Raw genomic sequence first — 21,395 nt, forward strand, 5'->3', positions numbered from 1 at the left:
GATGAGCACTGTTGACATCCTTTCGCCCGCTGGCGAGAAGACCGGTAGCGTCGAGCTCCCCGCGGAGATCTTCGACGTGGAGAAGATCAGCATTCCGCTGCTTCACCAGGTCGTAGTCGCCCAGCTGGCCGCTGCCCGTCAGGGCACGCACAAGACCAAGACCCGCGCCGAGGTCCGTGGTGGTGGCCGCAAGCCTTACCGCCAGAAGGGCACCGGCCGCGCCCGTCAGGGTTCGACCCGTGCGCCGCAGTTCGCGGGCGGTGGCGTCGTTCACGGCCCCACCCCGCGCGACTACTCGCAGCGGACCCCCAAGAAGATGAAGGCCGCGGCCCTGCGCCACGCCCTCACCGACCGGGCCCGCAACGCTCGTATCCACGTCGTCACCGGCGTGATCGAGGGCGACAACCCCTCCACCAAGGCCGCGAAGAGCCTGCTCGCCAAGATCAGTGAGCGCAAGAACGTGCTCCTGGTCATCGAGCGCTCCGACGAGGCCGGGCTGCTTTCCGCCCGCAACCTGCCCCAGGTGCACATCCTGGACCCGGGCCAGCTGAACACGTACGACGTTCTCGTCTCGGACGACGTGGTCTTCACCCAGGCCGCTTTCGAGTCCTTCGTGTCCGGCCCCAAGGCCACTGACACCGAAGGGAGCGAGGTCTGATGGCGATCCGTCACCCCGCCATTGCCTCCAAGGCGGCCAAGGCCGCCAAGGCCGCGCGCGTCGCCAAGGCGAAGCGCCACGAGGCCGAGGGCAAGAACACCGTCGTCACGCCGGTCAGCAAGTCGTACACGGACCCCCGTGACGTCCTGCTGAAGCCGGTCGTGTCCGAGAAGAGCTACGCGCTCATCGACGAGAACAAGTACACGTTCATCGTCGCTCCCGGAAGCAACAAGACCCAGATCAAGCAGGCCGTCCAGGCGGTCTTCTCGGTCAAGGTCACCGGGGTCAACACGATCAACCGCATCGGCAAGCGCAAGCGCACCAAGAGCGGTTTCGGTAAGCGCGCTGACACCAAGCGCGCGATCGTGACCCTCGCCGAGGGCGACCGTATCGACATCTTCGGCGGTCCGGCCGCGTAAGCGGGTCGGATCGTCCGATATCGGACGAGGACTGAGAAATGGGAATCCGCAAGTACAAGCCGACTACGCCGGGCCGCCGTGGCTCCAGCGTCGCCGACTTCGTCGAGGTCACGCGGTCCACGCCGGAGAAGTCGCTGGTTCGCCCCCTGCACAGCAAGGGCGGCCGTAACAATTCCGGTCGTGTGACCGTTCGCCACCAGGGTGGCGGACACAAGCGCGCCTACCGCGTCATCGACTTCCGTCGTCATGACAAGGACGGCGTGCCGGCGAAGGTCGCGCACATCGAGTACGACCCCAACCGCACCGCGCGCATCGCGCTGCTGCACTACGCGGACGGCGAGAAGCGCTACATCCTCGCCCCCCGCAACCTGTCGCAGGGTGACCGCGTCGAGAACGGTCCCGGGGCCGACATCAAGCCGGGCAACAACCTGGCGCTCCGCAACATCCCGGTCGGTACCACGATCCACGCGATCGAGATCCGTCCCGGTGGCGGCGCCAAGTTCGCCCGCTCCGCCGGTGCCTCGGTGCAGCTGCTGGCGAAGGAGGGCACGATGGCCCACCTTCGTATGCCCTCCGGTGAGATCCGCCTGGTCGACCAGCGCTGCCGCGCCACGGTCGGCGAGGTCGGCAACGCCGAGCAGAGCAACATCAACTGGGGCAAGGCCGGCCGCAAGCGCTGGCTGGGCGTCCGTCCGACCGTTCGCGGTGTGGCGATGAACCCGGTTGACCACCCGCACGGTGGTGGTGAAGGCAAGACCTCCGGTGGACGTCACCCGGTCTCGCCGTGGGGTCAGAAGGAAGGTCGTACTCGTTCGCCCAAGAAGGCGTCGAACAAGTACATCGTCCGCCGCCGCAAGACGAACAAGAAGCGCTAGGAGCGGGTTTAGATGCCGCGCAGTCTCAAGAAGGGGCCCTTCGTCGACGACCACCTGATCAAGAAGGTGGACGTACAGAACGAAGCCGGCACCAAGAACGTCATCAAGACCTGGTCCCGTCGCTCGATGATCATCCCGGCCATGCTCGGCCACACGATCGCGGTGCACAACGGCAAGACCCACATCCCGGTGTTTGTCACCGAGTCGATGGTCGGCCACAAGCTCGGCGAGTTCTCGCCGACGCGCACCTTCCGGGGTCACGTCAAGGACGACCGGAAGTCGAAGCGCCGCTAACGCGGGGTGGAATCGACCATGACAGACACTGGAAGGACAACCATGGAAGCCAGGGCCCAGGCGCGGTACATCCGCGTTACGCCCATGAAGGCCCGCCGCGTGGTGGACCTTATCCGTGGCATGGGTGCCACGGAGGCTCAGGCGGTCCTGCGTTTCGCCCCGCAGGCCGCGAGCGTGCCGGTTGGCAAGGTGCTTGACAGCGCCATCGCCAACGCCGCGCACAACTACGACCACACCGACGCCGGCAGCCTCGTCATCACCGAGGCGTACGTCGACGAGGGTCCGACCCTGAAGCGGTTCCGTCCGCGTGCCCAGGGCCGTGCCTACCGGATCCGCAAGCGGACCAGCCACATCACCGTGGTCGTCAGCAGCAAGGAAGGTTCCCGGTAATGGGCCAGAAGGTAAACCCGCACGGGTTCCGACTCGGCATCACCACCGACTTCAAGTCGCGTTGGTACGCCGACAAGCTGTACAAGGACTACGTCGGTGAAGACGTCGCCATCCGTCGGATGATGACGTCCGGCATGGAGCGCGCCGGCATCTCGAAGGTGGAGATCGAGCGCACGCGTGACCGCGTCCGTGTCGACATCCACACCGCGCGTCCGGGCATCGTCATCGGCCGCCGCGGCGCCGAGGCCGACCGCATCCGCGGTGACCTGGAGAAGCTCACCAAGAAGCAGGTCCAGCTCAACATCCTTGAGGTGAAGAGCCCGGAGACCGACGCTCAGCTGGTGGCCCAGGCCGTCGCCGAGCAGCTCTCCTCCCGCGTCTCCTTCCGTCGTGCCATGCGCAAGAGCATGCAGGGCACGATGAAGGCCGGCGCCAAGGGCATCAAGATCCAGTGCGGTGGCCGCCTCGGCGGCGCCGAGATGTCCCGCTCGGAGTTCTACCGCGAGGGCCGTGTGCCCCTGCACACGCTCCGCGCGAACGTCGACTACGGCTTCTTCGAGGCCAAGACGACCTTCGGCCGTATCGGTGTGAAGGTCTGGATCTACAAGGGCGACGTCAAGAACATCGCCGAGGTCCGCGCCGAGAACGCCGCTGCCCGTGCGGGTAACCGCCCGGCCCGCGGTGGTGCCGGTGGCGGTGCCGACCGTCCGGCCCGTGGTGGTGGCCGTGGTGGCGAGCGTGGCGGCCGTGGCCGCAAGCCGCAGCAGGCTCCCGCTGCCGAGGCCCCCAAGGCCGAGGCTCCGGCGGCTGCCGCTCCGGCTGCTGAAAGCACCGGAACGGAGGCCTGACCGACATGCTGATCCCCCGTAGGGTCAAGCACCGCAAGCAGCACCACCCCAAGCGCCGTGGCATGGCCAAGGGCGGTACGACGGTCTCGTTCGGCGAGTACGGCATCCAGGCCGTCACGCCGGCCTACGTGACCAACCGCCAGATCGAGGCCGCGCGTATCGCGATGACCCGCCACATCAAGCGTGGCGGCAAGGTCTGGATCAACATCTACCCGGACCGCCCGCTCACGAAGAAGCCTGCCGAGACCCGCATGGGTTCCGGTAAGGGTTCGCCGGAGTGGTGGATCGCGAACGTGCACCCGGGCCGGGTCATGTTCGAGCTGTCCTACCCCAACGAGAAGATCGCCCGTGAGGCCCTCACTCGCGCAGCCCACAAGCTGCCGATGAAGTGCCGGATCGTCAAGCGCGAGGCAGGTGAAGCGTGATGTCGGCCGGTACCAAGGCGTCCGAGCTGCGCGAACTGGGTGACGAGGAGCTTCTCAACAAGCTCCGCGAAGCCAAGGAAGAGCTGTTCAACCTCCGCTTCCAGGCGGCCACGGGTCAGCTCGAGAACCACGGTCGGCTCAAGGCCGTCCGCAAGGACATCGCGCGGATCTACACCCTGATGCGTGAGCGCGAGCTGGGCATCGAAACGGTGGAGAGCGCCTGATGAGCGAGAGCAACGTGACCGAGAACAGCACCACGACCGAGGCGCGCGGATTCCGCAAGACCCGTGAGGGCATCGTCGTCAGCGACAAGATGGACAAGACCGTCGTCGTCGCCGTCGAGGACCGCAAGAAGCACGCCCTGTACGGCAAGGTCATCCGCAGCACGAGCAAGCTCAAGGCGCACGACGAGCAGAACGCCGCGGGTATCGGCGACCGTGTCCTCCTCATGGAGACCCGGCCGCTGTCCGCGACGAAGCACTGGCGCGTCGTGGAGATCCTCGAGAAGGCCAAGTAGCCGAGTAATTCCTGCGGGGGTAATCCCGCAGGACAGTTCCGCCAGGCTCGGGGACCTCCGTAAGTCACTTACGGAGGTCCCCGGGAACCGGCAGACAATCAGGAGATAGACGTGATCCAGCAGGAGTCGCGACTGCGTGTCGCCGACAACACTGGTGCGAAGGAAATCCTTTGCATCCGTGTCCTCGGTGGCTCCGGTCGCCGCTACGCGGGCATCGGTGACGTGATCGTCGCCACCGTCAAGGACGCGATCCCCGGCGGCAACGTGAAGAAGGGTGACGTCATCAAGGCGGTCATCGTTCGCACCGTCAAGGAGCGCCGCCGTCCGGACGGCTCGTACATCCGCTTCGACGAGAACGCCGCTGTCGTTCTGAAGAACGACGGCGACCCTCGTGGCACCCGTATCTTCGGCCCGGTGGGCCGGGAGCTGCGCGAGAAGAAGTTCATGAAGATCATCTCGCTCGCGCCGGAGGTGCTGTAAGCATGAAGATCAAGAAGGGCGACCTGGTTCAGGTCATCACCGGTAAGGACAAGGGCAAGCAGGGCAAGGTCATCGCGGCCTTCCCCCGTGAGGACCGCGTCCTGGTCGAGGGTGTCAACCGGGTCAAGAAGCACACCAAGGCCGGCCCGACCGCTCGCGGTTCGCAGGCCGGCGGCATCGTCACGACCGAGGCGCCCGTCCACGTCTCCAACGTCCAGCTGGTCGTTGAGAAGGACGGCAACAAGGTCGTCACGCGTGTCGGTTACCGCTTCGACGACGAGGGCAACAAGATCCGCGTTGCCAAGCGGACGGGTGAGGACATCTGATGACGACCACCACCACTCCGCGTCTCAAGACGAAGTACCGCGAGGAGATCACGGGCAAGCTGCGTGAGGAGTTCTCGTACGAGAACGTCATGCAGATCCCCGGCCTCGTCAAGATCGTGGTCAACATGGGTGTGGGCGACGCCGCCCGCGACTCCAAGCTGATCGAGGGCGCCATCCGCGACCTCACCACGATCACCGGTCAGAAGCCGGCCGTCACCAAGGCCCGCAAGTCCATCGCGCAGTTCAAGCTGCGTGAGGGTCAGCCGATCGGTGCCCACGTCACGCTCCGTGGCGACCGCATGTGGGAGTTCCTGGACCGCACCCTGTCGCTCGCGCTGCCGCGCATCCGCGACTTCCGCGGTCTGTCCCCCAAGCAGTTCGACGGCCGTGGCAACTACACCTTCGGTCTCACGGAGCAGGTCATGTTCCACGAGATCGACCAGGACAAGATCGACCGCACCCGGGGTATGGACATCACCGTGGTGACCACGGCGACCAACGACGCCGAAGGCCGCGCCCTTCTCCGTCACCTCGGCTTCCCCTTCAAGGAGGCGTAAGCGAGATGGCGAAGAAGGCTCTGATTGCCAAGGCTGCTCGTAAGCCCAAGTTCGGCGTACGTGGCTACACGCGCTGCCAGCGCTGCGGCCGTCCGCACTCCGTGTACCGCAAGTTCGGCCTGTGCCGCGTCTGCCTTCGTGAGATGGCTCACCGTGGCGAGCTGCCGGGCGTGACCAAGAGCTCCTGGTAATCCCCTAATTCGGGATTCCGGAAGCTCTCGGTAAGCATCTGGGTTGGTCAGGGGCCCACCCCTCCATGGCTTAGGCTAGGAGGGTTGGGCGCCTTGACGCCCGTACGACTTACTACGCCGTAGGTCCCCCGCACCGCACCCGTCCCGCCACTCAGTGAGTACTGCGTGAGTGGGGAGAGGGATGGCGCATCCAGGAAACCCCGGCGAGAGAGGCCGAAGGCCAATTCATGACCATGACTGATCCGATCGCGGACATGCTGACTCGTCTGCGTAACGCGAACTCGGCGTACCACGACACCGTGGGTATGCCGCACAGCAAGATCAAGTCGCACATCGCGGAGATCCTCCAGCAGGAGGGCTTCATCACGGGCTGGAAGGTCGAGGACGCCGAGGTCGGCAAGAACCTCGTCCTCGAGCTGAAGTTCGGCCCGAACCGTGAGCGCTCCATCGCGGGCATCAAGCGGATCTCCAAGCCCGGTCTCCGGGTTTACGCGAAGTCCACCAACCTGCCGAAGGTGCTCGGCGGCCTGGGCGTGGCGATCATCTCCACGTCGCACGGTCTCCTCACCGACAAGCAGGCCGGCAAGAAGGGCGTAGGCGGAGAAGTCCTCGCCTACGTCTGGTAGAAGGGAAACGGAGGAAACAGCTATGTCGCGTATTGGCAAGCTCCCCATCACGGTTCCCGCCGGCGTGGACGTCACCATCGACGGCCGTACGGTCCAGGTGAAGGGCCCCAAGGGTTCCCTCTCCCACACCGTCGCTGCGCCGATCGACATCGCCAAGGGTGAGGACGGCGTTCTCAACGTCACCCGCCCCAACGACGAGCGTCAGAACAAGGCCCTGCACGGCCTGTCCCGCACGCTGGTGGCGAACATGATCACCGGCGTGACCGCGGGTTACGTGAAGAAGCTCGAGATCAGCGGTGTCGGTTACCGCGTGGCGGCGAAGGGCACGAGCCTCGAGTTCGCGCTCGGCTACAGCCACCCGATCACCGTCGAAGCGCCCGAGGGCATCAGCTTCAAGGTCGAGAACCCCACGCGGTTCTCGGTCGAGGGCATCGACAAGCAGAAGGTCGGCGAGGTTGCGGCCAACATCCGCAAGCTGCGCAAGCCCGACCCGTACAAGGCCAAGGGTGTCAAGTACGAGGGCGAAGTCATCCGCCGCAAGGTCGGAAAGGCGGGTAAGTAAGCCATGGCATACGGTACGAAGATCGCTAAGGGCGACGCTTACAAGCGTGCTGCCATCAAGCGGCGTCACATCCGGATCCGTAAGAAGGTCAACGGAACGGCTGAGCGTCCCCGCCTGGTTGTGACCCGCTCCAACCGCCACATCGTGGCCCAGGTCATCGACGACATCAAGGGTCACACCCTGGCGTCGGCGTCGACCCTGGACACCTCGATCCGCGGTACCGAGGGCGATGACAAGTCGGCGCAGGCAGGCAAGGTCGGCGCACTCGTCGCCGAGCGTGCCAAGGCCGCAGGTGTCGAGGCCGTTGTGTTCGACCGTGGTGGCAGCCGGTACGCCGGTCGTATCGCCGCCCTGGCCGACGCCGCCCGCGAAGCCGGGCTCAAGTTCTGAGCCGCCCGTCGCGTTCGCGATTTCGTGTCGCGGCGCAGCGTAGCTAGCGGAAAAAGAGAGAGGTAATCCAATGGCTGGACCCCAGCGCCGCGGAAGCGGTGCCGGTGGCGGCGAGCGGCGGGACCGGAAGGGCCGTGACGGCGGCGCTGCCGCCGCCGAGAAGACCGCGTACGTTGAGCGCGTCGTCGCGATCAACCGCGTCGCCAAGGTTGTGAAGGGTGGTCGTCGCTTCAGCTTCACTGCGCTCGTCGTAGTGGGCGATGGCGATGGCACCGTCGGTGTCGGTTACGGCAAGGCCAAGGAGGTGCCGGCCGCGATCGCCAAGGGTGTTGAAGAGGCCAAGAAGCACTTCTTCAAGGTCCCCCGTATCCAGGGCACCATCCCGCACCCGATCACGGGCGAGAAGGCCGCGGGCGTCGTCCTGCTCAAGCCTGCCTCCCCCGGTACCGGCGTCATCGCCGGTGGCCCGGTGCGTGCTGTCCTGGAGTGCGCCGGCGTTCACGACATCCTGTCGAAGTCGCTCGGTTCGTCCAACGCGATCAACATCGTGCACGCGACCGTGGCGGCCCTCAAGGGCCTGCAGCGTCCCGAGGAGATCGCGGCCCGCCGCGGTCTGCCCCTTGAGGACGTCGCCCCCGCGGCTCTGCTTCGTGCGCGTGCGGGAGCGGGTGCGTAATGGCTCGCCTCAAGGTCACGCAGACGAAGTCGTACATCGGCAGCAAGCAGAACCACCGTGACACCCTGCGGTCCCTTGGTCTCAAGGGGATCAACACCGTGGTCGTCAAGGAGGACCGCCCCGAGTTCCGCGGAATGGTGCACACCGTCCGCCACCTCGTGACGGTTGAGGAGGTCGACTGATCATGGCGGAGAACAGCCCGCTCAAGATCCACAACCTCCGTCCTGCCCCGGGCGCCAAGACCGCCAAGACCCGTGTGGGTCGTGGTGAGGCGTCGAAGGGTAAGACGGCTGGTCGTGGTACCAAGGGCACGAAGGCCCGTTACCAGGTTCCGGAGCGCTTCGAGGGTGGCCAGATGCCCCTCCACATGCGTCTCCCGAAGCTCAAGGGCTTCAAGAACCCGTTCAAGACCGAGTACCAGGTCGTGAACCTCGACAAGCTGGGCGCGCTGTACCCGGAGGGTGGCGAGGTCACCGTCGAGGGTCTCGTCGCCAAGGGTGCCGTTCGCAAGAACAGCCTCGTCAAGGTCCTCGGCCAGGGCGAGATCTCCGTGGCGCTGCAGGTGACGGTCGACGCCGTCTCCGGCTCCGCCAAGGAGAAGATCACCGCCGCCGGCGGTACCGTCACCGAGCTCGTCTGAACACCACAGGCGCCTCGATGACTTGAGCGATCCCGACCGGGGATACCCCACAAAAGGGGTATCCCCGGTTGGTCGTTCCTAGGGAGGCATGGTCGCCGGTAAGGTGGCCAGCAATGTCAATTTGAGTCCGGTGTGCTCACGAGGAACTCCGGGCGCCTCTTGGCTGTTAGTTATCTGTCAACGTATCCGTCGCACCTCAAGACCGTCACCTCTGACGCAGTAGCGCGGGGGTCGCAGGAGGCACCGTGCTCACCGCGTTCGCCCGGGCGTTCAAGACGCCCGACCTGCGCAAGAAGCTGCTCTTCACGCTCGGCATCATCGTGGTCTATCGGGTGGGCACACACATCCCGATCCCCGGTGTCGACTACTCGAACGTCCAGACGTGTATCGATGTGGCGAAGGGCAACCAGGGCCTGTTCGGTCTGGTGAACATGTTCAGCGGTGGCGCCCTGCTGCAGATCACGATCTTCGCGCTCGGCATCATGCCGTACATCACGGCGAGCATCATTCTCCAGCTGCTGACCGTGGTCATCCCGCGTCTGGAGGCCCTCAAGAAGGAGGGCCAGGCCGGCACGGCGAAGATCACGCAGTACACCCGCTACCTGACGGTGGCTCTCGCCATCCTCCAGGGCACCGGCCTCGTCGCCACCGCCCGCAGCGGCGCGCTGTTCAGCGGCTGCCCGGTCGCCAGCGAGATCGTCCCGGACCAGTCGATCTTCGTCACCATCACCATGGTCGTCACCATGACCGCCGGTACGGCCGTCGTCATGTGGCTCGGTGAGCTGATCACCGACCGCGGCATCGGCAACGGCATGTCGATCCTGATGTTCATCTCGATCGCCGCCACCTTCCCGTCCGCGCTGTGGGCCATCAAGACCCAGGGCGACCTGGCGGACGGCTGGATCGAGTTCGGTACGGTCATCGCCGTCGGCCTCGTCATGGTCGCGCTGGTGGTCTTCGTCGAGCAGGCTCAGCGCCGTATCCCGGTCCAGTACGCGAAGCGCATGATCGGCCGCAGGTCGTACGGCGGCACTTCCACGTACATCCCGCTCAAGGTCAACCAGGCCGGCATCATCCCTGTGATCTTTGCCTCCTCGCTCCTCTACATCCCCGCGCTGATCGCGCAGTTCTCCGGCGGAACCTCTGGCTGGAAGACGTGGATCGAGGCGAATCTGACCAAGGGTGACCACCCGATTTACATCACCACGTACTTCTTGCTGATCGTTTTCTTCGCGTTCTTCTATGTCGCCATCTCCTTCAACCCCGAAGAAGTAGCCGACAACATGAAGAAGTATGGTGGCTTCATCCCGGGCATCCGGGCTGGCCGGCCCACCGCTGAGTACCTGAGTTACGTACTCAACCGGATCACCTGGCCGGGTTCGCTGTATCTGGGTCTGATCGCTCTCGTACCGACGATGGCGTTGGTTGGTTTCGGGGCAAACCAGAACTTCCCGTTCGGCGGGACCAGCATCCTGATCATCGTGGGTGTCGGTCTTGAGACCGTGAAGCAGATTGAGAGCCAGCTCCAGCAGCGCAATTACGAAGGGTTCCTCCGCTGATGCGAATCGTCCTCGTCGGGCCGCCTGGTGCCGGGAAGGGAACGCAGGCCGCGTTCCTGGCCAAGAACCTGTCGATCCCGCACATCTCCACGGGCGACCTCTTCCGGGCCAACATCAGCAAGCAGACGGACCTCGGGAAACTCGCCAAGTCCTACATGGACGCGGGGAATCTGGTGCCCGACGAGGTCACGATCGCCATGGCCAAGGACCGCATGGAGCAGTCCGACGCGGTCAACGGCTTTCTGCTGGACGGCTTCCCGAGGAACGTCTCGCAGGCCGAGGCGCTGGACGAGATGCTCAAGGCCGAGTCCATGAAGCTGGACGCGGTGCTCGACCTGGAGGTCCCCGAGGACGAGGTGGTCAAGCGCATCGCCGGCCGCCGCATCTGCCGTAACGACTCGGCGCACGTCTTCCACGTCACGTACCAGGCGCCGAAGGCCGCGGGTGTCTGTGACACCTGCGGCGGCGAGCTGTACCAGCGGGACGACGACTCCGAGGAGACGGTCCGCAAGCGCCTGGAGGTCTACCACACCCAGACCGAGCCGATCATCGACTACTACAAGGCCCAGGGCCTCGTGGTGACGATCTCGGCGCTGGGCAAGGTGGAGGACGTCACGGGCAAGGCGATGGCCGCGCTGAAGGGTGACGGCGAGGGCGAGTAGTCGTTTTCGTTTGTACGTGTGGACAGCCGCGGTTCCCTGTCGGGGACCGCGGCTGCTGCGTAGGGGCGGGCTGCTGGGTGGGGGCCGGGGCCCGTATCGTTGAGTCGTTCGTTCTCCGGTTCAGGAAAGGCCGTCGTTCCCATGGTGCAGATCAAGACCCCCGAGCAGATCGCCAAGATGCGCGAGGCGGGGCTTGTCGTCGCCGCCATCCACGCGGCCACTCGTGAGGCGGCGGTGCCCGGCGCCAGTACGAGGGATCTGGACCAGGTCGCGCGCAAGGTGCTCGCGGAGCACGACGCGAAGCCGAACTTCCTCGGGTACGGCGGGTTTCCGGCGACGATCTGCACGTCCGTGAACGAGGTGGTGGTGCATGGGATCCCGTCCGACGAGGTCGTGCTGAAGGACGGCGACATCATCTCGATCGACTGCGGCGCGATCATCGACGGGTGGCACGGGGACGCGGCGTACACGGCGTTCGTGGGGTCCGGGCACTCGGCGGAGCTGCTGGAGCTGTCGCGGGTGACCGAGGGGTCGATGTGGGCGGGGATCGCGGCGATGAAGCAGGGGAATCGGCTCGTCGATGTCTCGCGGGCGATCGAGACGTACATCCGGCGTCAGCCGAAGGCCGGTGGCGGGCGGTACGGGATCATCGAGGACTACGGCGGGCATGGCATCGGCACCGAGATGCACATGGATCCGCATCTGCTGAACTACGTCGAGCGGAAGCGGGGGAAGGGGCCGAAGCTGGTGCCCGGGTTCTGCCTCGCGATCGAGCCGATGGTGTCGCTGGGTACGCCTCGGACGGAGGTCCTGGCGGACGACTGGACGGTGATCACGACTGACGGGACGTGGTCTTCGCACTGGGAGCATTCGGTGGCGTTGACGGAGGAGGGGCCGCTGGTGCTGACGTCTCCCGACGGGGGGAAGGCGAAGCTGGCGGAACTGGGCGTGACTGCGGCGCCGGATCCGCTGGCGTAGGCCTTTCCTCGCCCCCGCCGCCCCTACCCGTCCCATCCCCAGGGGCTCCGCCCCTTCGACCCCACCAGGGTGCTCCGCCCCCTGAACCCCCGGCGGGGACTGCGTCCCCTGCACCCCGCTCGGGGCTGCGCCCCTGGGTCCTTGGCGGGGGCTGCGCCCCCTGCACCCCGCTTGGGCTGTGCCCCCGGAGCCCGGCGGTGCTGTTGACGCGGGTACCGGGTCTGGGCTCCGCCCCCTGAACCCCCGGCGGGGACTGCGTCCCCTGCACCCCGCTTGGGCTGCGCCCTCGGAGCCCGGCGGTGCTGTTGACGCGGGTACCGGGTCTGGGCTCCGCCCCCTGAACCCCCGGCGGGGGCTGCGTCCCCTGCGCCCCGCTCGGGGCTGTGCCCCTGGGTCCTTGGCGGGGGCTGCGTCCCCTGTACCCCGCCCGGGCTGCGCCCCCGGAGCCCGGCGGTGCTGTTGACGCGGGTACCGGCTCTGGGCTGCGTCCCTGGAGTCCCGGCGGGGACTGCGTCCCCTGTACCCCGTTTGGGGCTGTGCCCATGGGGTCCGGTGGGTGTCGCGGCCCCTCCGCTCTGCTCGGTACGGTGGCTGGCCCCTGGGCCCGGTCGGGGGTTCGCGGACCTGGGTTCCTGTGGGCGCTGCGGCTCTTCTCCCGCCCGGGCGGGAGCCGGAGACCCCCGGCGGCCTGGGTGGCCTCGGCCTTGCGTCTTGGGGCGGTTGGGAGGGTGTCCCGGGGGCTGTTTCTGGTGCTCGGTCCCCGGTCGCTGGGCGCGCTTCGGAGCGTGTCGTTGGTTAAGGATCATCGCTGTGGGGCATTCTTCCTCGATTCGTCTTTCCGGGTGGGCTGACGTAGACTGACTCGTCGGCTCTCGTGCACCCGCATGTCCGCATGCGCCCGTCAAAGGGAACGCAAGTGAGTCGATCAAGGTAGTCGATTCGAAGGGCGAAGCGTGGCCAAGAAGCAAGGTGCCATCGAGATCGAGGGCACTGTCGTCGAGTCTCTTCCGAACGCCATGTTCAAGGTTGAGCTCCAGAACGGCCACCAGGTCCTGGCACACATCAGCGGCAAGATGCGTATGCACTACATCCGCATCCTCCCTGACGACCGGGTCGTGGTGGAGTTGTCTCCGTACGACCTGACGCGTGGCCGGATCGTCTACCGATACAAGTAGATCTTGCCTACGCCCCGTGTTCCTCGCGGGGCCGCCGGCAACTGACCCGGAGAACCTCACCCCATGAAGGTCAAGCCGAGCGTCAAGAAGATCTGCGACAAGTGCAGGGTGATCCGCCGTCACGGTCGGGTCATGGTCATCTGCGAGAACCCGCGCCACAAGCAGCGCCAGGGCTAATCGCTACAGGCCGTACCTTCTGCATCCGCAGATATTCGCGCGACGCGAGCAGTAGTAGCAGTACCTGTTCATACGCAGGGTCCAGGTGTGGCTCACTCGCCACTCCTGACACCCCCGGTCGGAGGCCGGGGACCCAGTTCGTACCTCGTACGGCGAGCCGGGAAACGACCTTGTGGAAGACCTCCGAACGACAACTGGAGCCATTGAATGGCACGCGTTTCCGGTGTTGACATCCCGCGCGAAAAGCGCGTGGAGGTCGCCCTCACCTATGTGTTCGGCATTGGCCGGACGCTCTCCCAGCTCACGCTGGCGGAGACGGGCATCGACCCGAACACCCGTGTTCGGGACCTCTCCGAGGAGCAGCTCGTCGCGATCCGCGAGTACGTGGACGCCAACATCAAGACCGAGGGTGACCTCCGTCGCGAGATCCAGGGCGACATTCGCCGCAAGATCGAGATCGGCTGCTACCAGGGTATTCGCCACCGCCGTGGCCTGCCCGTCCACGGCCAGCGCACCAGCACGAACGCCCGTACCCGCAAGGGCCCGCGTCGCGCGATCGCCGGCAAGAAGAAGCCCGGCAAGAAGTAGTCCGCAGCGGACAACGCTTCATCAGCGGTCTTCGCTGTAGGACCGACCACCTCCCCGTAGGAGATTTAGATGCCCCCCAAGGGTCGTCAGGGCGCTGCCAAGAAGGTGCGCCGCAAGGAAAAGAAGAACGTCGCTCACGGGCACGCTCACATCAAGAGCACGTTCAACAACACCATCGTCTCGATCACGGACCCCGCGGGCAACGTGATCTCCTGGGCCTCCGCCGGCCACGTCGGCTTCAAGGGCTCGCGCAAGTCCACCCCCTTCGCCGCGCAGATGGCCGCCGAGTCGGCCGCCCGTCGCGCGCAGGAGCACGGCATGCGCAAGGTTGACGTCTTCGTGAAGGGTCCGGGTTCCGGTCGTGAGACCGCGATCCGTTCGCTCCAGGCCACCGGGCTTGAGGTCGGCTCCATCCAGGACGTCACCCCGACCCCGCACAATGGCTGCCGTCCGCCCAAGCGCCGTCGCGTCTGACCCACTGGTCTGACCTGCGGTTGTTTTCGGTTCGGGCGGTGTGGCTCCTCGGAGCTGTGCCGCCCGTACCCTTGTAGTACTAGTCGGGCATCAAATAGTGGGTGTCCATGACTGAAGGATCACAGCATGCTTATTGCTCAGCGCCCGTCGCTGACCGAAGAGGTCGTTGACGAGTTCCGCTCCCGGTTCGTCATCGAGCCGCTGGAGCCGGGCTTCGGCTACACCCTCGGCAACTCCCTCCGTCGTACGCTCCTCTCCTCGATCCCCGGAGCCGCTGTCACCAGCATCCGGATCGACGGCGTCCTGCACGAGTTCACCACCGTGCCGGGTGTCAAGGAGGACGTCACCGACCTGATCCTCAACATCAAGCAGCTCGTCGTCAGCAGTGAGCACGACGAGCCGGTCGTGATGTACCTGCGCAAGCAGGGCCCGGGTCTCGTCACCGCCGCCGACATCGCGCCCCCGGCCGGTGTCGAGGTGCACAACCCCGACCTCGTCCTCGCCACGCTCAACGGCAAGGGCAAGCTGGAGATGGAGCTGACCGTCGAGCGCGGTCGCGGTTACGTCTCCGCCGTGCAGAACAAGCAGGTGGGGCAGGAGATCGGCCGTATCCCGGTCGACTCCATCTACTCGCCGGTTCTCAAGGTCACGTACAAGGTCGAGGCCACGCGTGTCGAGCAGCGCACCGACTTCGACAAGCTGATCGTCGACGTCGAGACCAAGCAGGCCATGCGTCCGCGTGACGCCATGGCTTCCGCCGGTAAGACGCTCGTCGAGCTGTTCGGGCTCGCCCGTGAGCTGAACATCGACGCCGAGGGCATCGACATGGGTCCGTCCCCGACGGACGCCGCCCTCGCCGCTGATCTCGCCCTGCCGATCGAGGAGCTCGAGCTCACCGTTCGGTCGTACAACTGCCTCAAGCGTGAGGGCATCCACTCCGTGGGTGAGCTGGTCGCGCGCTCCGAGGCCGATCTGCTCGACATCCGTAACTTCGGTGCGAAGTCGATCGACGAGGTCAAGGCCAAGCTCGCGGGCATGGGTCTCGCGCTCAAGGACTCGCCTCCCGGGTTCGACCCGACCGCCGCCGCCGACGCCTTCGGCGCCGACGACGACGCGGACGCGGGGTTCGTGGAGACCGAGCAGTACTGATCGGTTTTTGACCGCGGGACCGTTGTGGCTGGTCGCGCCCACGCGGCGGAGCCGCGAATTGTTACACCCCCGCGCCCCTTTGGGGCGCGGATCCTCCGGGGCACTTGAAAAGGTGCCCCGGATCTTCGACGGGTGACCGCCCGCTCGGACACTGACCTCGGTACCTGATACGGCCGGGGCAGACACCTAGGAGAAAGATCATGCCGAAGCCCGCCAAGGGTGCCCGTCTGGGCGGCAGCGCCTCGCACGAGAAGCTGCTTCTTGCGAACCTCGCGAAGTCGCTCTTCGAGCACGGCCGTATCACGACCACCGAGGCGAAGGCGCGTCGGCTGCGTCCGTACGCCGAGCGTCTGATCACCAAGGGCAAGAAGGGCGACCTGCACAACCGTCGCCAGGTGCTCCAGGTCATCACGGACAAGAGCGTCGTCCACACGCTCTTCACCGAGATCGGCCCGCGCTACGAGAACCGCCCGGGTGGCTACACCCGTATCACCAAGATCGGTAACCGTCGTGGCGACAACGCGCCCATGGCTGTCATCGAGCTGGTGGAGGCCCTGACCGTGGCCCAGGAGGCCACCGGTGAGGCCGAGGCGGCGACCAAGCGTGCCGTCAAGGAAGACGTCCTCAAGAAGGACGCCCCGGTCGAGACCGAGGCTGCCGACGAGGTCGTCGAGGACGCCAAGCCGGCCGACGAGGCCGCCGCTGAGGAGTCCAAGGACGCGTAAGCGTCTGCGGGGGGCTGTGCGTCGGCGGCTGCGGCATCGTCGTGGCTTGTCGCGCAGTTCCTCGCGACCCTGAAGAGCAGGGCGTTGGCGGGTCCGTTCCCTTCCAGGGGCGGGCCCGCTTTCGTGTTCCTGAGAGGATCTCTGTGTGAGTGACGAAGTAGCACCCGGCCATGTCCGTGTTCGACTCGACCTTTCCTATGACGGCACCGCGTTCTCCGGGTGGGCCAAGCAGTCCGGGGGGCGGCGGACCGTGCAGGGGGAGGTCGAGGACGCGCTGCGGACGGTGACGCGGTCGGGGGAGACGACGTACGAGCTGACCGTGGCCGGGCGTACCGATGCCGGGGTGCATGCCCGGGGGCAGGTCGCCCATGTCGATCTGCCCGTCGAGGTGTGGGGTGAGCATCGGGAGAAGCTGCTCAAGCGGCTTGCCGGGCGGTTGGACAAGGACGTGCGGGTGTGGCGGGTCGCCGAGGCGCCCTCCGGGTTCAACGCCCGGTTCGCCGCCCTGTGGCGGCGGTATGTGTATCGCGTCGGTGACCGGGAGGGTGGCGTCGATCCGCTGCTGCGCAGTCATGTGCTCTGGCACGACTGGGAGTTGGACGTCGACGTCATGGATCGGGCCGCCAAGTCCCTGGTCGGGGAGCATGACTTCGCCGCCTATGCGAAGAAGCGCGAGGGGGCTTCCACCGTTCGCGAGATCTTTGACTTCGGGGTGGTGCGGAGAGCGGACGGGATCGTCGAGATCGAGGTTCGTGCCGATGCCTTCTGCCACAACCAAGTGCGGTCCATGGTGGGCGCGTTGCTGTTCGTCGGCGACGGGCATCGGGGTGTGGAGTGGCCGCGGCGGGTGCTGGACGCGGGGGTGCGGGACAGTGCCGTGCACGTCGTGCGGCCGAACGGGCTGACGCTGGAGGAAGTCGCCTATCCGGCCGACGAGTTGCTTGCCGAGCGGCAGCTGCAGGCCCGGCGGGTGCGCGGTGCGGTTTACTTTCAGCCAGAACGTACCCCGGGCGCCCTGGAAAATGGCTGAATCGCAGTCACGTATGTATGCGGGTGTGCGCAGGTGTGTGTGCATGTGTGCGCGCACGCGCAATGGCCGGCGATCGGTGATCGCCGGCCATTGCGGGGAGGAGCCCGTGGTGCTGAGTGCTGTTACTGGCTGGCCGCCGAGGCCTGGGCCTCGCCGCGGCGTCTGATCTGGCGGAAGGCGAACTCGGCCAGGTCGTCGCCCGTCGTGAAGACGGCCGTGCTCTTCGTCGTCACGTCCTTGCCGTTGGTGAAACCGGCGATCGTGAAGTAGGCGTAGCGGCCGTAGGAGTTGGTCGTCGAGCGGCAGATCGCCGCGCGGCAGAAGGTGGGGACGCCGCCGCCGGACAGGGACTCGACGATGCTCTTCTTGTCCGCCGCGGCCTTGACCTTCGTGGCCTGCGCCTCGGTGTCGAAGACGGCCACGCCGACCGTCACCGCGACGCCGTCCTTGCTGTACGTGACCCGCAGGAAGCGGGTGCACCCGTTGTCCGTGAGGATCTTCGGGAGGGTGTTCTTCGCGGCCGACGCGCAGTTCGTCGTATCGGCGGTCGGGCCCTTCTTGTAGAGGCGCTCGCCCATCGTCAGCTGCGTACCGGGGAAGAGGGACTCCACGGCCAGGGGCGCCGTGTCCTTCTTCACGCTCGATATGAAGTCCTTCGGGTCCAGCGGCGGCGGCGCGCTGGTCGGTGCGAAGGACGGCGCCGCCGAGGCGGTGTCGCTGGGGATGGCGGCGGTGGCGGGCAGGTCGGAGGTCGGTTTGTTGGAGGCCGTGGTGTTGCCGTCCGCGTTGACCACGGCCATGGCGACGGCCGCGCCCACGCCGACGGTGGCCACCGCGGCCCCGACGATCAGCAGAAGTCTGCGACGTCTGTTACGGGTCTCGGACGCCTCGGCGAGCGCCGCCCAGTCGGGGGCCTGGACACCGGTGCCCGGACCGCCCCACGGCTGCTGCGGGGCCCGGCCGGCCTGGTTGTCCCACGGCTGCTGCTGGGTATTCGGTTTCCAGGGATCCCACTGAGGTCCCCCCTGCCCAAAGCTCATGCGCGCATCCTAGACGCCGTACAACCCCTGTGCCGAGGCGTCTCAGACCTGTGATCCCGCTGATCCCGCAGCTCGTTTTGACCCGTCCGGGGCAGCGCGGGTAACCTGGATCCTTGTTATGCGTATCGGCTTGGTCGTTCTCATGCGAGAGGCCCTTACGTAGGTTCCCTGGAGCAGTTTCCAGTGGGCGGCATACGGGCCTCGTTCCCGGCACTGTCGTCCCCAGCTGCACGATCGCTTCAGTGATGCCATGTGTCAGGACCCATCCACTGAAGAAGCGAAGGCTACGAAGTGCGTACGTTCAGCCCTAAGCCCGGCGACATCACTCGCCAGTGGTACGTCATCGACGCCCAGGATGTCGTCCTGGGCCGCCTTGCGACCACTGCCGCGAACATCCTGCGGGGCAAGCACAAGCCGATTTACGCCCCCCACGTCGACGCCGGTGACTTCGTCATCATCATCAACGCCGACAAGGTGCACCTCTCCGGCAACAAGAAGACCCAGAAGATGGCTTACCGCCACTCCGGCTACCCGGGTGGTCTGCGCTCCGTCCGCTACGACGAGCTGCTGGCCAAGAACCCCGAGAAGGCCGTCGAGAAGGCCATCAAGGGCATGATCCCCAAGAACACCCTGGGCCGTCAGTGCCTGTCGAAGCTGAAGGTCTACTCGGGCGACCAGCACCCCCACGCTGCGCAGCAGCCGGTGCCGTTCGAGATCACCCAGGTCGCGCAGTAGTTCCGGCCACCCCCTAAGCACAGAGAATTCTGAGGAGAATCGTGGCCGAGACCACTGTCGAGCAGCCGCTCGACGAGAACGCCGATGTCGAGTTCGAGAACGCCGACGTCGAGAGCTACACCACCGAGTCCGAGGCGCCCGTCGTCGAGGGCGAGTACGCGGAGGCCCTTGACGGCCGCTTCGGCGACCCGCAGCCGGCCGCCGGCCTGGGCCGTCGCAAGAACGCCATCGCCCGCGTCCGGATCGTCCCGGGCACCGGCAAGTGGAAGATCAACGGTCGCACCCTTGAGGACTACTTCCCCAACAAGGTGCACCAGCAGGAAGTCAACGAGCCCTTCAAGGTGCTGGAGCTCGAAGGCCGCTACGACGTCGTCGCCCGTATCTCGGGTGGCGGTGTCTCCGGTCAGGCCGGTGCCCTGCGCCTCGGCGTGGCCCGCGCGCTGAACGAGGCCGACGTGGACAACAACCGCGGCGCCCTCAAGAAGGCCGGCTTCCTCCGTCGCGACGACCGTGCGGTCGAGCGCAAGAAGGCCGGTCTCAAGAAGGCCCGCAAGGCCCCGCAGTACAGCAAGCGCTAAATCTCTGTCGCTTCGCTGTTCGCAGTTCTCGTACGACGCATCGCCCCGGCGGCACTTCTCGTGCCGTCGGGGCGGTTCGTTTAGCGGGGGCATTGCTTATCACGGGCTTACGGCACAGGTTTGAGGAACGCCACCTACAGCCCGGAAACAGGCACAGGGGATATACGTTGCCAGGTCCGGCATGGACACTCGGCATGAGCCGCACATTCTCAGCATCTCGCCAGCTACTCGCCAGCATCTTCGGAGGACACCAGTGGGACGACTCTTCGGCACGGACGGCGTGCGCGGTGTCGCCAACGCGGACCTGACGGCCGAGCTGGCCCTCGGCCTGTCCGTCGCGGCGGCCCATGTACTCGCCGAGGCGGGTTCCTTCGAGGGCCACCGGCCGGTCGCGGTGGTCGGACGGGACCCACGTGCGTCAGGGGAGTTCCTGGAGGCCGCCGTGGTCGCGGGCCTCGCCAGCGCCGGCGTCGACGTCCTGCTCGTCGGTGTGCTGCCCACCCCCGCGGTGGCGTTCCTCACCGCCGAACTGGGCGCCGACCTCGGCGTCATGCTCTCCGCCAGCCACAACGCCATGCCGGACAACGGCGTCAAGTTCCTGGCCCGCGGCGGCCACAAGCTCGACGACGACCTGGAGGAGCGGATCGAGGCGGTCTACGAGGAGCACCGCACCGGCGCTCCCTGGGACCGCCCGACGGGCGGCGGCGTGGGGCGCGTACGGACGTACGACCAGGGCTTCGAGCAGTACGTCGCCCATCTGGTCGGCGTACTCCCGAACCGCCTCGACGGCCTGAAGGTCGTCCTGGACGAGGCGCACGGCGCCGCCAGCCTGGTCTCGCCCGAGGCGTTCACCCGGGCCGGCGCCGAGATCGTCACCATCGGCGCCGAGCCGGACGGCCTCAACATCAACGACGGCTGCGGTTCCACCCACCTCGGCAAGCTGCAGGCCGCCGTCCTCGAACACGGCGCCGACCTCGGCATCGCGCACGACGGCGACGCCGACCGCTGCCTGGCCGTCGACCACACCGGCGAGGAGGTGGACGGCGACCAGATCATGGCCGTACTCACGCTGGCGCTGCGGGAGCGGGGCGCGCTGCGGGACGACACCGTCGTCGCGACGGTGATGTCCAACCTGGGCTTCAAGCTGGCGATGGAGCGGGCCGGTGTCTCCGTGATCCAGACGGCGGTCGGGGACCGGTACGTGCTGGAGGAGATGAAGGAGCACGGGTACGCGCTGGGGGGCGAGCAGTCCGGGCACGTGATCATCTCGGACCACGCGACCACGGGCGACGGGACGCTTACGGGGCTGCTGCTGGCGGCGCGGGTGGCGCAGACCGGTCGTACGCTGAAGGATCTCGCGGGGGTGATGGAGCGGTTGCCTCAGGTGCTGGTGAATGTGCCTGATGTGGATCGGTCGCGGGTGGGGTCTTCCGCGGAGCTGGCGGCTGCGGTGGCCGAGGCCGAGCGTGAGCTTGGGGCTACCGGGCGGGTGTTGTTGCGGCCTTCCGGGACCGAGCCGCTGGTTCGGGTGATGGTGGAGGCGGCGGATATCGATCAGGCTCGGTCTGTGGCTGGGCGGTTGGCGGATGTGGTGAAGTCCGCGCTCGGGTAGGTGGTGGTTTCCGGGTTCGGGGGTGGGGTGCTGGTTCGT

At 66.6% G+C, this 21,395-nt stretch carries 33 protein-coding genes; 32 read left to right on the top strand and 1 reads right to left on the bottom strand.

The window, feature by feature from the left end; all coding sequences use genetic code 11:
- The first annotated feature begins 1 nt into the window (after position 1).
- The 29 genes from rplD (at position 2) to truA (ending at position 17,391) form a co-directional block, all read left to right on the top strand.
- Complete coding sequence (gene rplD, locus CW359_RS36445; protein WP_105974509.1) at positions 2–658, top strand: 50S ribosomal protein L4; 657 nt, start codon at positions 2–4, stop codon at positions 656–658.
- The gene (gene rplW / locus CW359_RS36450; protein ID WP_105974510.1) at positions 658–1,077 is read left to right on the top strand and encodes a 50S ribosomal protein L23; all 420 of its coding nucleotides are present in this window, start codon (positions 658–660) and stop codon (positions 1,075–1,077) included. The genes rplD and rplW overlap by 1 nt, the downstream gene beginning before the upstream one ends.
- A 38-nt stretch (positions 1,078–1,115) precedes the next feature.
- Complete coding sequence (gene rplB, locus CW359_RS36455; RefSeq protein ID WP_006376052.1) at positions 1,116–1,952, top strand: 50S ribosomal protein L2; 837 nt, start codon at positions 1,116–1,118, stop codon at positions 1,950–1,952.
- Positions 1,953–1,964: 12 nt separating this feature from the next.
- Positions 1,965–2,246, top strand: coding sequence for a 30S ribosomal protein S19 (gene rpsS, locus CW359_RS36460; protein ID WP_005481224.1), 282 nt, complete (start codon positions 1,965–1,967; stop codon positions 2,244–2,246).
- Between the two features lie 42 nt (positions 2,247–2,288).
- A complete protein-coding gene (rplV, locus tag CW359_RS36465) occupies positions 2,289–2,636 on the top strand; it encodes a 50S ribosomal protein L22 (RefSeq protein WP_105974511.1) in 348 nt (115 codons plus the stop codon).
- Positions 2,636–3,484 carry a 30S ribosomal protein S3 gene (gene rpsC, locus CW359_RS36470; RefSeq protein WP_105974512.1) on the top strand — a complete coding sequence of 283 codons (849 nt, stop codon included), beginning with the start codon at positions 2,636–2,638 and terminating at the stop codon, positions 3,482–3,484. The genes rplV and rpsC overlap by 1 nt, the downstream gene beginning before the upstream one ends.
- Before the next feature lie 5 nt (positions 3,485–3,489).
- A complete protein-coding gene (rplP, locus tag CW359_RS36475; protein ID WP_105974513.1) occupies positions 3,490–3,909 on the top strand; it encodes a 50S ribosomal protein L16 in 420 nt (139 codons plus the stop codon).
- The gene (gene rpmC / locus CW359_RS36480) at positions 3,909–4,133 is read left to right on the top strand and encodes a 50S ribosomal protein L29 (RefSeq protein ID WP_005481220.1); all 225 of its coding nucleotides are present in this window, start codon (positions 3,909–3,911) and stop codon (positions 4,131–4,133) included. Before rplP ends, rpmC begins: the two co-directional genes overlap by 1 nt.
- Positions 4,133–4,426: a 30S ribosomal protein S17 gene (rpsQ, locus tag CW359_RS36485; protein ID WP_105974514.1), complete on the top strand. Its 294-nt coding sequence runs from the start codon at positions 4,133–4,135 to the stop codon at positions 4,424–4,426. The genes rpmC and rpsQ overlap by 1 nt, the downstream gene beginning before the upstream one ends.
- 111 nt (positions 4,427–4,537) lie before the next feature.
- Complete coding sequence (gene rplN, locus CW359_RS36490) at positions 4,538–4,906, top strand: 50S ribosomal protein L14 (RefSeq protein ID WP_006376015.1); 369 nt, start codon at positions 4,538–4,540, stop codon at positions 4,904–4,906.
- A gap of 2 nt (positions 4,907–4,908) precedes the next feature.
- Complete coding sequence (rplX, locus tag CW359_RS36495; protein WP_052839850.1) at positions 4,909–5,232, top strand: 50S ribosomal protein L24; 324 nt, start codon at positions 4,909–4,911, stop codon at positions 5,230–5,232.
- The gene (gene rplE / locus CW359_RS36500) at positions 5,232–5,789 is read left to right on the top strand and encodes a 50S ribosomal protein L5 (RefSeq protein ID WP_105974515.1); all 558 of its coding nucleotides are present in this window, start codon (positions 5,232–5,234) and stop codon (positions 5,787–5,789) included. The genes rplX and rplE overlap by 1 nt, the downstream gene beginning before the upstream one ends.
- 5 nt (positions 5,790–5,794) lie before the next feature.
- Entirely contained in the window at positions 5,795–5,980 is a 186-nt protein-coding gene (locus CW359_RS36505) for a type Z 30S ribosomal protein S14 (RefSeq protein WP_003948630.1), read from the top strand.
- Between the two features lie 227 nt (positions 5,981–6,207).
- Positions 6,208–6,606, top strand: coding sequence for a 30S ribosomal protein S8 (rpsH, locus tag CW359_RS36515; protein ID WP_010986352.1), 399 nt, complete (start codon positions 6,208–6,210; stop codon positions 6,604–6,606).
- A 22-nt stretch (positions 6,607–6,628) separates the two neighbouring features.
- Entirely contained in the window at positions 6,629–7,168 is a 540-nt protein-coding gene (gene rplF / locus CW359_RS36520) for a 50S ribosomal protein L6 (protein WP_105974516.1), read from the top strand.
- Between the two features lie 3 nt (positions 7,169–7,171).
- Positions 7,172–7,558: a 50S ribosomal protein L18 gene (rplR, locus tag CW359_RS36525; RefSeq protein ID WP_105974517.1), complete on the top strand. Its 387-nt coding sequence runs from the start codon at positions 7,172–7,174 to the stop codon at positions 7,556–7,558.
- 70 nt (positions 7,559–7,628) lie between these two features.
- Positions 7,629–8,234, top strand: coding sequence for a 30S ribosomal protein S5 (rpsE, locus tag CW359_RS36530; RefSeq protein ID WP_006376045.1), 606 nt, complete (start codon positions 7,629–7,631; stop codon positions 8,232–8,234).
- On the top strand, positions 8,234–8,416 hold the full coding sequence (gene rpmD, locus CW359_RS36535; RefSeq protein WP_006376032.1) for a 50S ribosomal protein L30: 183 nt from the start codon (positions 8,234–8,236) through the stop codon (positions 8,414–8,416). Before rpsE ends, rpmD begins: the two co-directional genes overlap by 1 nt.
- Positions 8,417–8,418: 2 nt before the next feature.
- Entirely contained in the window at positions 8,419–8,874 is a 456-nt protein-coding gene (gene rplO / locus CW359_RS36540; protein ID WP_105974518.1) for a 50S ribosomal protein L15, read from the top strand.
- Between the two features lie 245 nt (positions 8,875–9,119).
- A complete protein-coding gene (gene secY, locus CW359_RS36545; RefSeq protein ID WP_105974519.1) occupies positions 9,120–10,433 on the top strand; it encodes a preprotein translocase subunit SecY in 1,314 nt (437 codons plus the stop codon).
- The gene (locus CW359_RS36550) at positions 10,433–11,095 is read left to right on the top strand and encodes an adenylate kinase (protein ID WP_105974520.1); all 663 of its coding nucleotides are present in this window, start codon (positions 10,433–10,435) and stop codon (positions 11,093–11,095) included. Before secY ends, CW359_RS36550 begins: the two co-directional genes overlap by 1 nt.
- A 141-nt stretch (positions 11,096–11,236) precedes the next feature.
- Positions 11,237–12,073: a type I methionyl aminopeptidase gene (gene map, locus CW359_RS36555; RefSeq protein WP_105974521.1), complete on the top strand. Its 837-nt coding sequence runs from the start codon at positions 11,237–11,239 to the stop codon at positions 12,071–12,073.
- Positions 12,074–13,026: 953 nt separating this feature from the next.
- Positions 13,027–13,248, top strand: coding sequence for a translation initiation factor IF-1 (infA, locus tag CW359_RS36560; protein ID WP_003948620.1), 222 nt, complete (start codon positions 13,027–13,029; stop codon positions 13,246–13,248).
- A gap of 63 nt (positions 13,249–13,311) precedes the next feature.
- Positions 13,312–13,425, top strand: a complete 114-nt coding sequence (gene rpmJ, locus CW359_RS36565) for a 50S ribosomal protein L36 (protein WP_003998809.1) — start codon at positions 13,312–13,314, stop codon at positions 13,423–13,425.
- A 207-nt stretch (positions 13,426–13,632) separates the two neighbouring features.
- Positions 13,633–14,013 (top strand): 30S ribosomal protein S13, encoded by a 381-nt coding sequence (gene rpsM / locus CW359_RS36570; protein ID WP_006376031.1) that lies wholly within the window; start codon positions 13,633–13,635, stop codon positions 14,011–14,013.
- Positions 14,014–14,082: 69 nt separating this feature from the next.
- The gene (gene rpsK / locus CW359_RS36575; protein ID WP_006376016.1) at positions 14,083–14,487 is read left to right on the top strand and encodes a 30S ribosomal protein S11; all 405 of its coding nucleotides are present in this window, start codon (positions 14,083–14,085) and stop codon (positions 14,485–14,487) included.
- A gap of 126 nt (positions 14,488–14,613) precedes the next feature.
- Positions 14,614–15,636 carry a DNA-directed RNA polymerase subunit alpha gene (locus CW359_RS36580; protein WP_003966937.1) on the top strand — a complete coding sequence of 341 codons (1,023 nt, stop codon included), beginning with the start codon at positions 14,614–14,616 and terminating at the stop codon, positions 15,634–15,636.
- A gap of 200 nt (positions 15,637–15,836) precedes the next feature.
- Positions 15,837–16,361: a 50S ribosomal protein L17 gene (rplQ, locus tag CW359_RS36585; RefSeq protein ID WP_105974522.1), complete on the top strand. Its 525-nt coding sequence runs from the start codon at positions 15,837–15,839 to the stop codon at positions 16,359–16,361.
- A gap of 145 nt (positions 16,362–16,506) precedes the next feature.
- The gene (gene truA, locus CW359_RS36590; RefSeq protein WP_105974523.1) at positions 16,507–17,391 is read left to right on the top strand and encodes a tRNA pseudouridine(38-40) synthase TruA; all 885 of its coding nucleotides are present in this window, start codon (positions 16,507–16,509) and stop codon (positions 17,389–17,391) included.
- A gap of 122 nt (positions 17,392–17,513) precedes the next feature.
- On the opposite strand, the gene CW359_RS36595 is transcribed toward truA, so the two are convergent.
- A complete protein-coding gene (locus CW359_RS36595) occupies positions 17,514–18,431 on the bottom strand; it encodes a hypothetical protein (RefSeq protein WP_105974524.1) in 918 nt (305 codons plus the stop codon).
- A gap of 291 nt (positions 18,432–18,722) precedes the next feature.
- Between CW359_RS36595 and rplM the strand changes: the two genes are divergently transcribed.
- From rplM to glmM, 3 genes are all read left to right on the top strand, one after another.
- A complete protein-coding gene (gene rplM, locus CW359_RS36600) occupies positions 18,723–19,166 on the top strand; it encodes a 50S ribosomal protein L13 (RefSeq protein ID WP_006376008.1) in 444 nt (147 codons plus the stop codon).
- A gap of 41 nt (positions 19,167–19,207) precedes the next feature.
- Positions 19,208–19,744 (top strand): 30S ribosomal protein S9, encoded by a 537-nt coding sequence (gene rpsI / locus CW359_RS36605; RefSeq protein ID WP_105974525.1) that lies wholly within the window; start codon positions 19,208–19,210, stop codon positions 19,742–19,744.
- Between the two features lie 253 nt (positions 19,745–19,997).
- A complete protein-coding gene (glmM, locus tag CW359_RS36610) occupies positions 19,998–21,356 on the top strand; it encodes a phosphoglucosamine mutase (protein WP_105974526.1) in 1,359 nt (452 codons plus the stop codon).
- Positions 21,357–21,395 lie beyond the last annotated feature (39 nt).

This window comes from Streptomyces geranii, from assembly GCF_002954775.1.
In the GTDB taxonomy this organism is placed as follows: Bacteria; Actinomycetota; Actinomycetes; order Streptomycetales; family Streptomycetaceae; genus Streptomyces; species Streptomyces geranii.

Bases quoted from the DNA above. Each gene is read 5' to 3' on its own strand.
- rplD (WP_105974509.1), top strand. From the start codon at position 2: ATGAGCACTGTTGACATCCTTTCGCCCGCTGGCGAGAAGACCGGTAGC.
- rplW (WP_105974510.1), top strand. From the start codon at position 658: ATGGCGATCCGTCACCCCGCCATTGCCTCCAAGGCGGCCAAGGCCGCC.
- rplB (WP_006376052.1), top strand. From the start codon at position 1,116: ATGGGAATCCGCAAGTACAAGCCGACTACGCCGGGCCGCCGTGGCTCC.
- rpsS (WP_005481224.1), top strand. From the start codon at position 1,965: ATGCCGCGCAGTCTCAAGAAGGGGCCCTTCGTCGACGACCACCTGATC.
- rplV (WP_105974511.1), top strand. From the start codon at position 2,289: ATGGAAGCCAGGGCCCAGGCGCGGTACATCCGCGTTACGCCCATGAAG.
- rpsC (WP_105974512.1), top strand. From the start codon at position 2,636: ATGGGCCAGAAGGTAAACCCGCACGGGTTCCGACTCGGCATCACCACC.
- rplP (WP_105974513.1), top strand. From the start codon at position 3,490: ATGCTGATCCCCCGTAGGGTCAAGCACCGCAAGCAGCACCACCCCAAG.
- rpmC (WP_005481220.1), top strand. From the start codon at position 3,909: ATGTCGGCCGGTACCAAGGCGTCCGAGCTGCGCGAACTGGGTGACGAG.
- rpsQ (WP_105974514.1), top strand. From the start codon at position 4,133: ATGAGCGAGAGCAACGTGACCGAGAACAGCACCACGACCGAGGCGCGC.
- rplX (WP_052839850.1), top strand. From the start codon at position 4,909: ATGAAGATCAAGAAGGGCGACCTGGTTCAGGTCATCACCGGTAAGGAC.
- rplE (WP_105974515.1), top strand. From the start codon at position 5,232: ATGACGACCACCACCACTCCGCGTCTCAAGACGAAGTACCGCGAGGAG.
- CW359_RS36505 (WP_003948630.1), top strand. From the start codon at position 5,795: ATGGCGAAGAAGGCTCTGATTGCCAAGGCTGCTCGTAAGCCCAAGTTC.
- rpsH (WP_010986352.1), top strand. From the start codon at position 6,208: ATGACCATGACTGATCCGATCGCGGACATGCTGACTCGTCTGCGTAAC.
- rplF (WP_105974516.1), top strand. From the start codon at position 6,629: ATGTCGCGTATTGGCAAGCTCCCCATCACGGTTCCCGCCGGCGTGGAC.
- rplR (WP_105974517.1), top strand. From the start codon at position 7,172: ATGGCATACGGTACGAAGATCGCTAAGGGCGACGCTTACAAGCGTGCT.
- rpsE (WP_006376045.1), top strand. From the start codon at position 7,629: ATGGCTGGACCCCAGCGCCGCGGAAGCGGTGCCGGTGGCGGCGAGCGG.
- rpmD (WP_006376032.1), top strand. From the start codon at position 8,234: ATGGCTCGCCTCAAGGTCACGCAGACGAAGTCGTACATCGGCAGCAAG.
- rplO (WP_105974518.1), top strand. From the start codon at position 8,419: ATGGCGGAGAACAGCCCGCTCAAGATCCACAACCTCCGTCCTGCCCCG.
- CW359_RS36550 (WP_105974520.1), top strand. From the start codon at position 10,433: ATGCGAATCGTCCTCGTCGGGCCGCCTGGTGCCGGGAAGGGAACGCAG.
- map (WP_105974521.1), top strand. From the start codon at position 11,237: ATGGTGCAGATCAAGACCCCCGAGCAGATCGCCAAGATGCGCGAGGCG.
- rpmJ (WP_003998809.1), top strand. From the start codon at position 13,312: ATGAAGGTCAAGCCGAGCGTCAAGAAGATCTGCGACAAGTGCAGGGTG.
- rpsM (WP_006376031.1), top strand. From the start codon at position 13,633: ATGGCACGCGTTTCCGGTGTTGACATCCCGCGCGAAAAGCGCGTGGAG.
- rpsK (WP_006376016.1), top strand. From the start codon at position 14,083: ATGCCCCCCAAGGGTCGTCAGGGCGCTGCCAAGAAGGTGCGCCGCAAG.
- CW359_RS36580 (WP_003966937.1), top strand. From the start codon at position 14,614: ATGCTTATTGCTCAGCGCCCGTCGCTGACCGAAGAGGTCGTTGACGAG.
- rplQ (WP_105974522.1), top strand. From the start codon at position 15,837: ATGCCGAAGCCCGCCAAGGGTGCCCGTCTGGGCGGCAGCGCCTCGCAC.
- CW359_RS36595 (WP_105974524.1), bottom strand. From the start codon at position 18,431: ATGAGCTTTGGGCAGGGGGGACCTCAGTGGGATCCCTGGAAACCGAAT.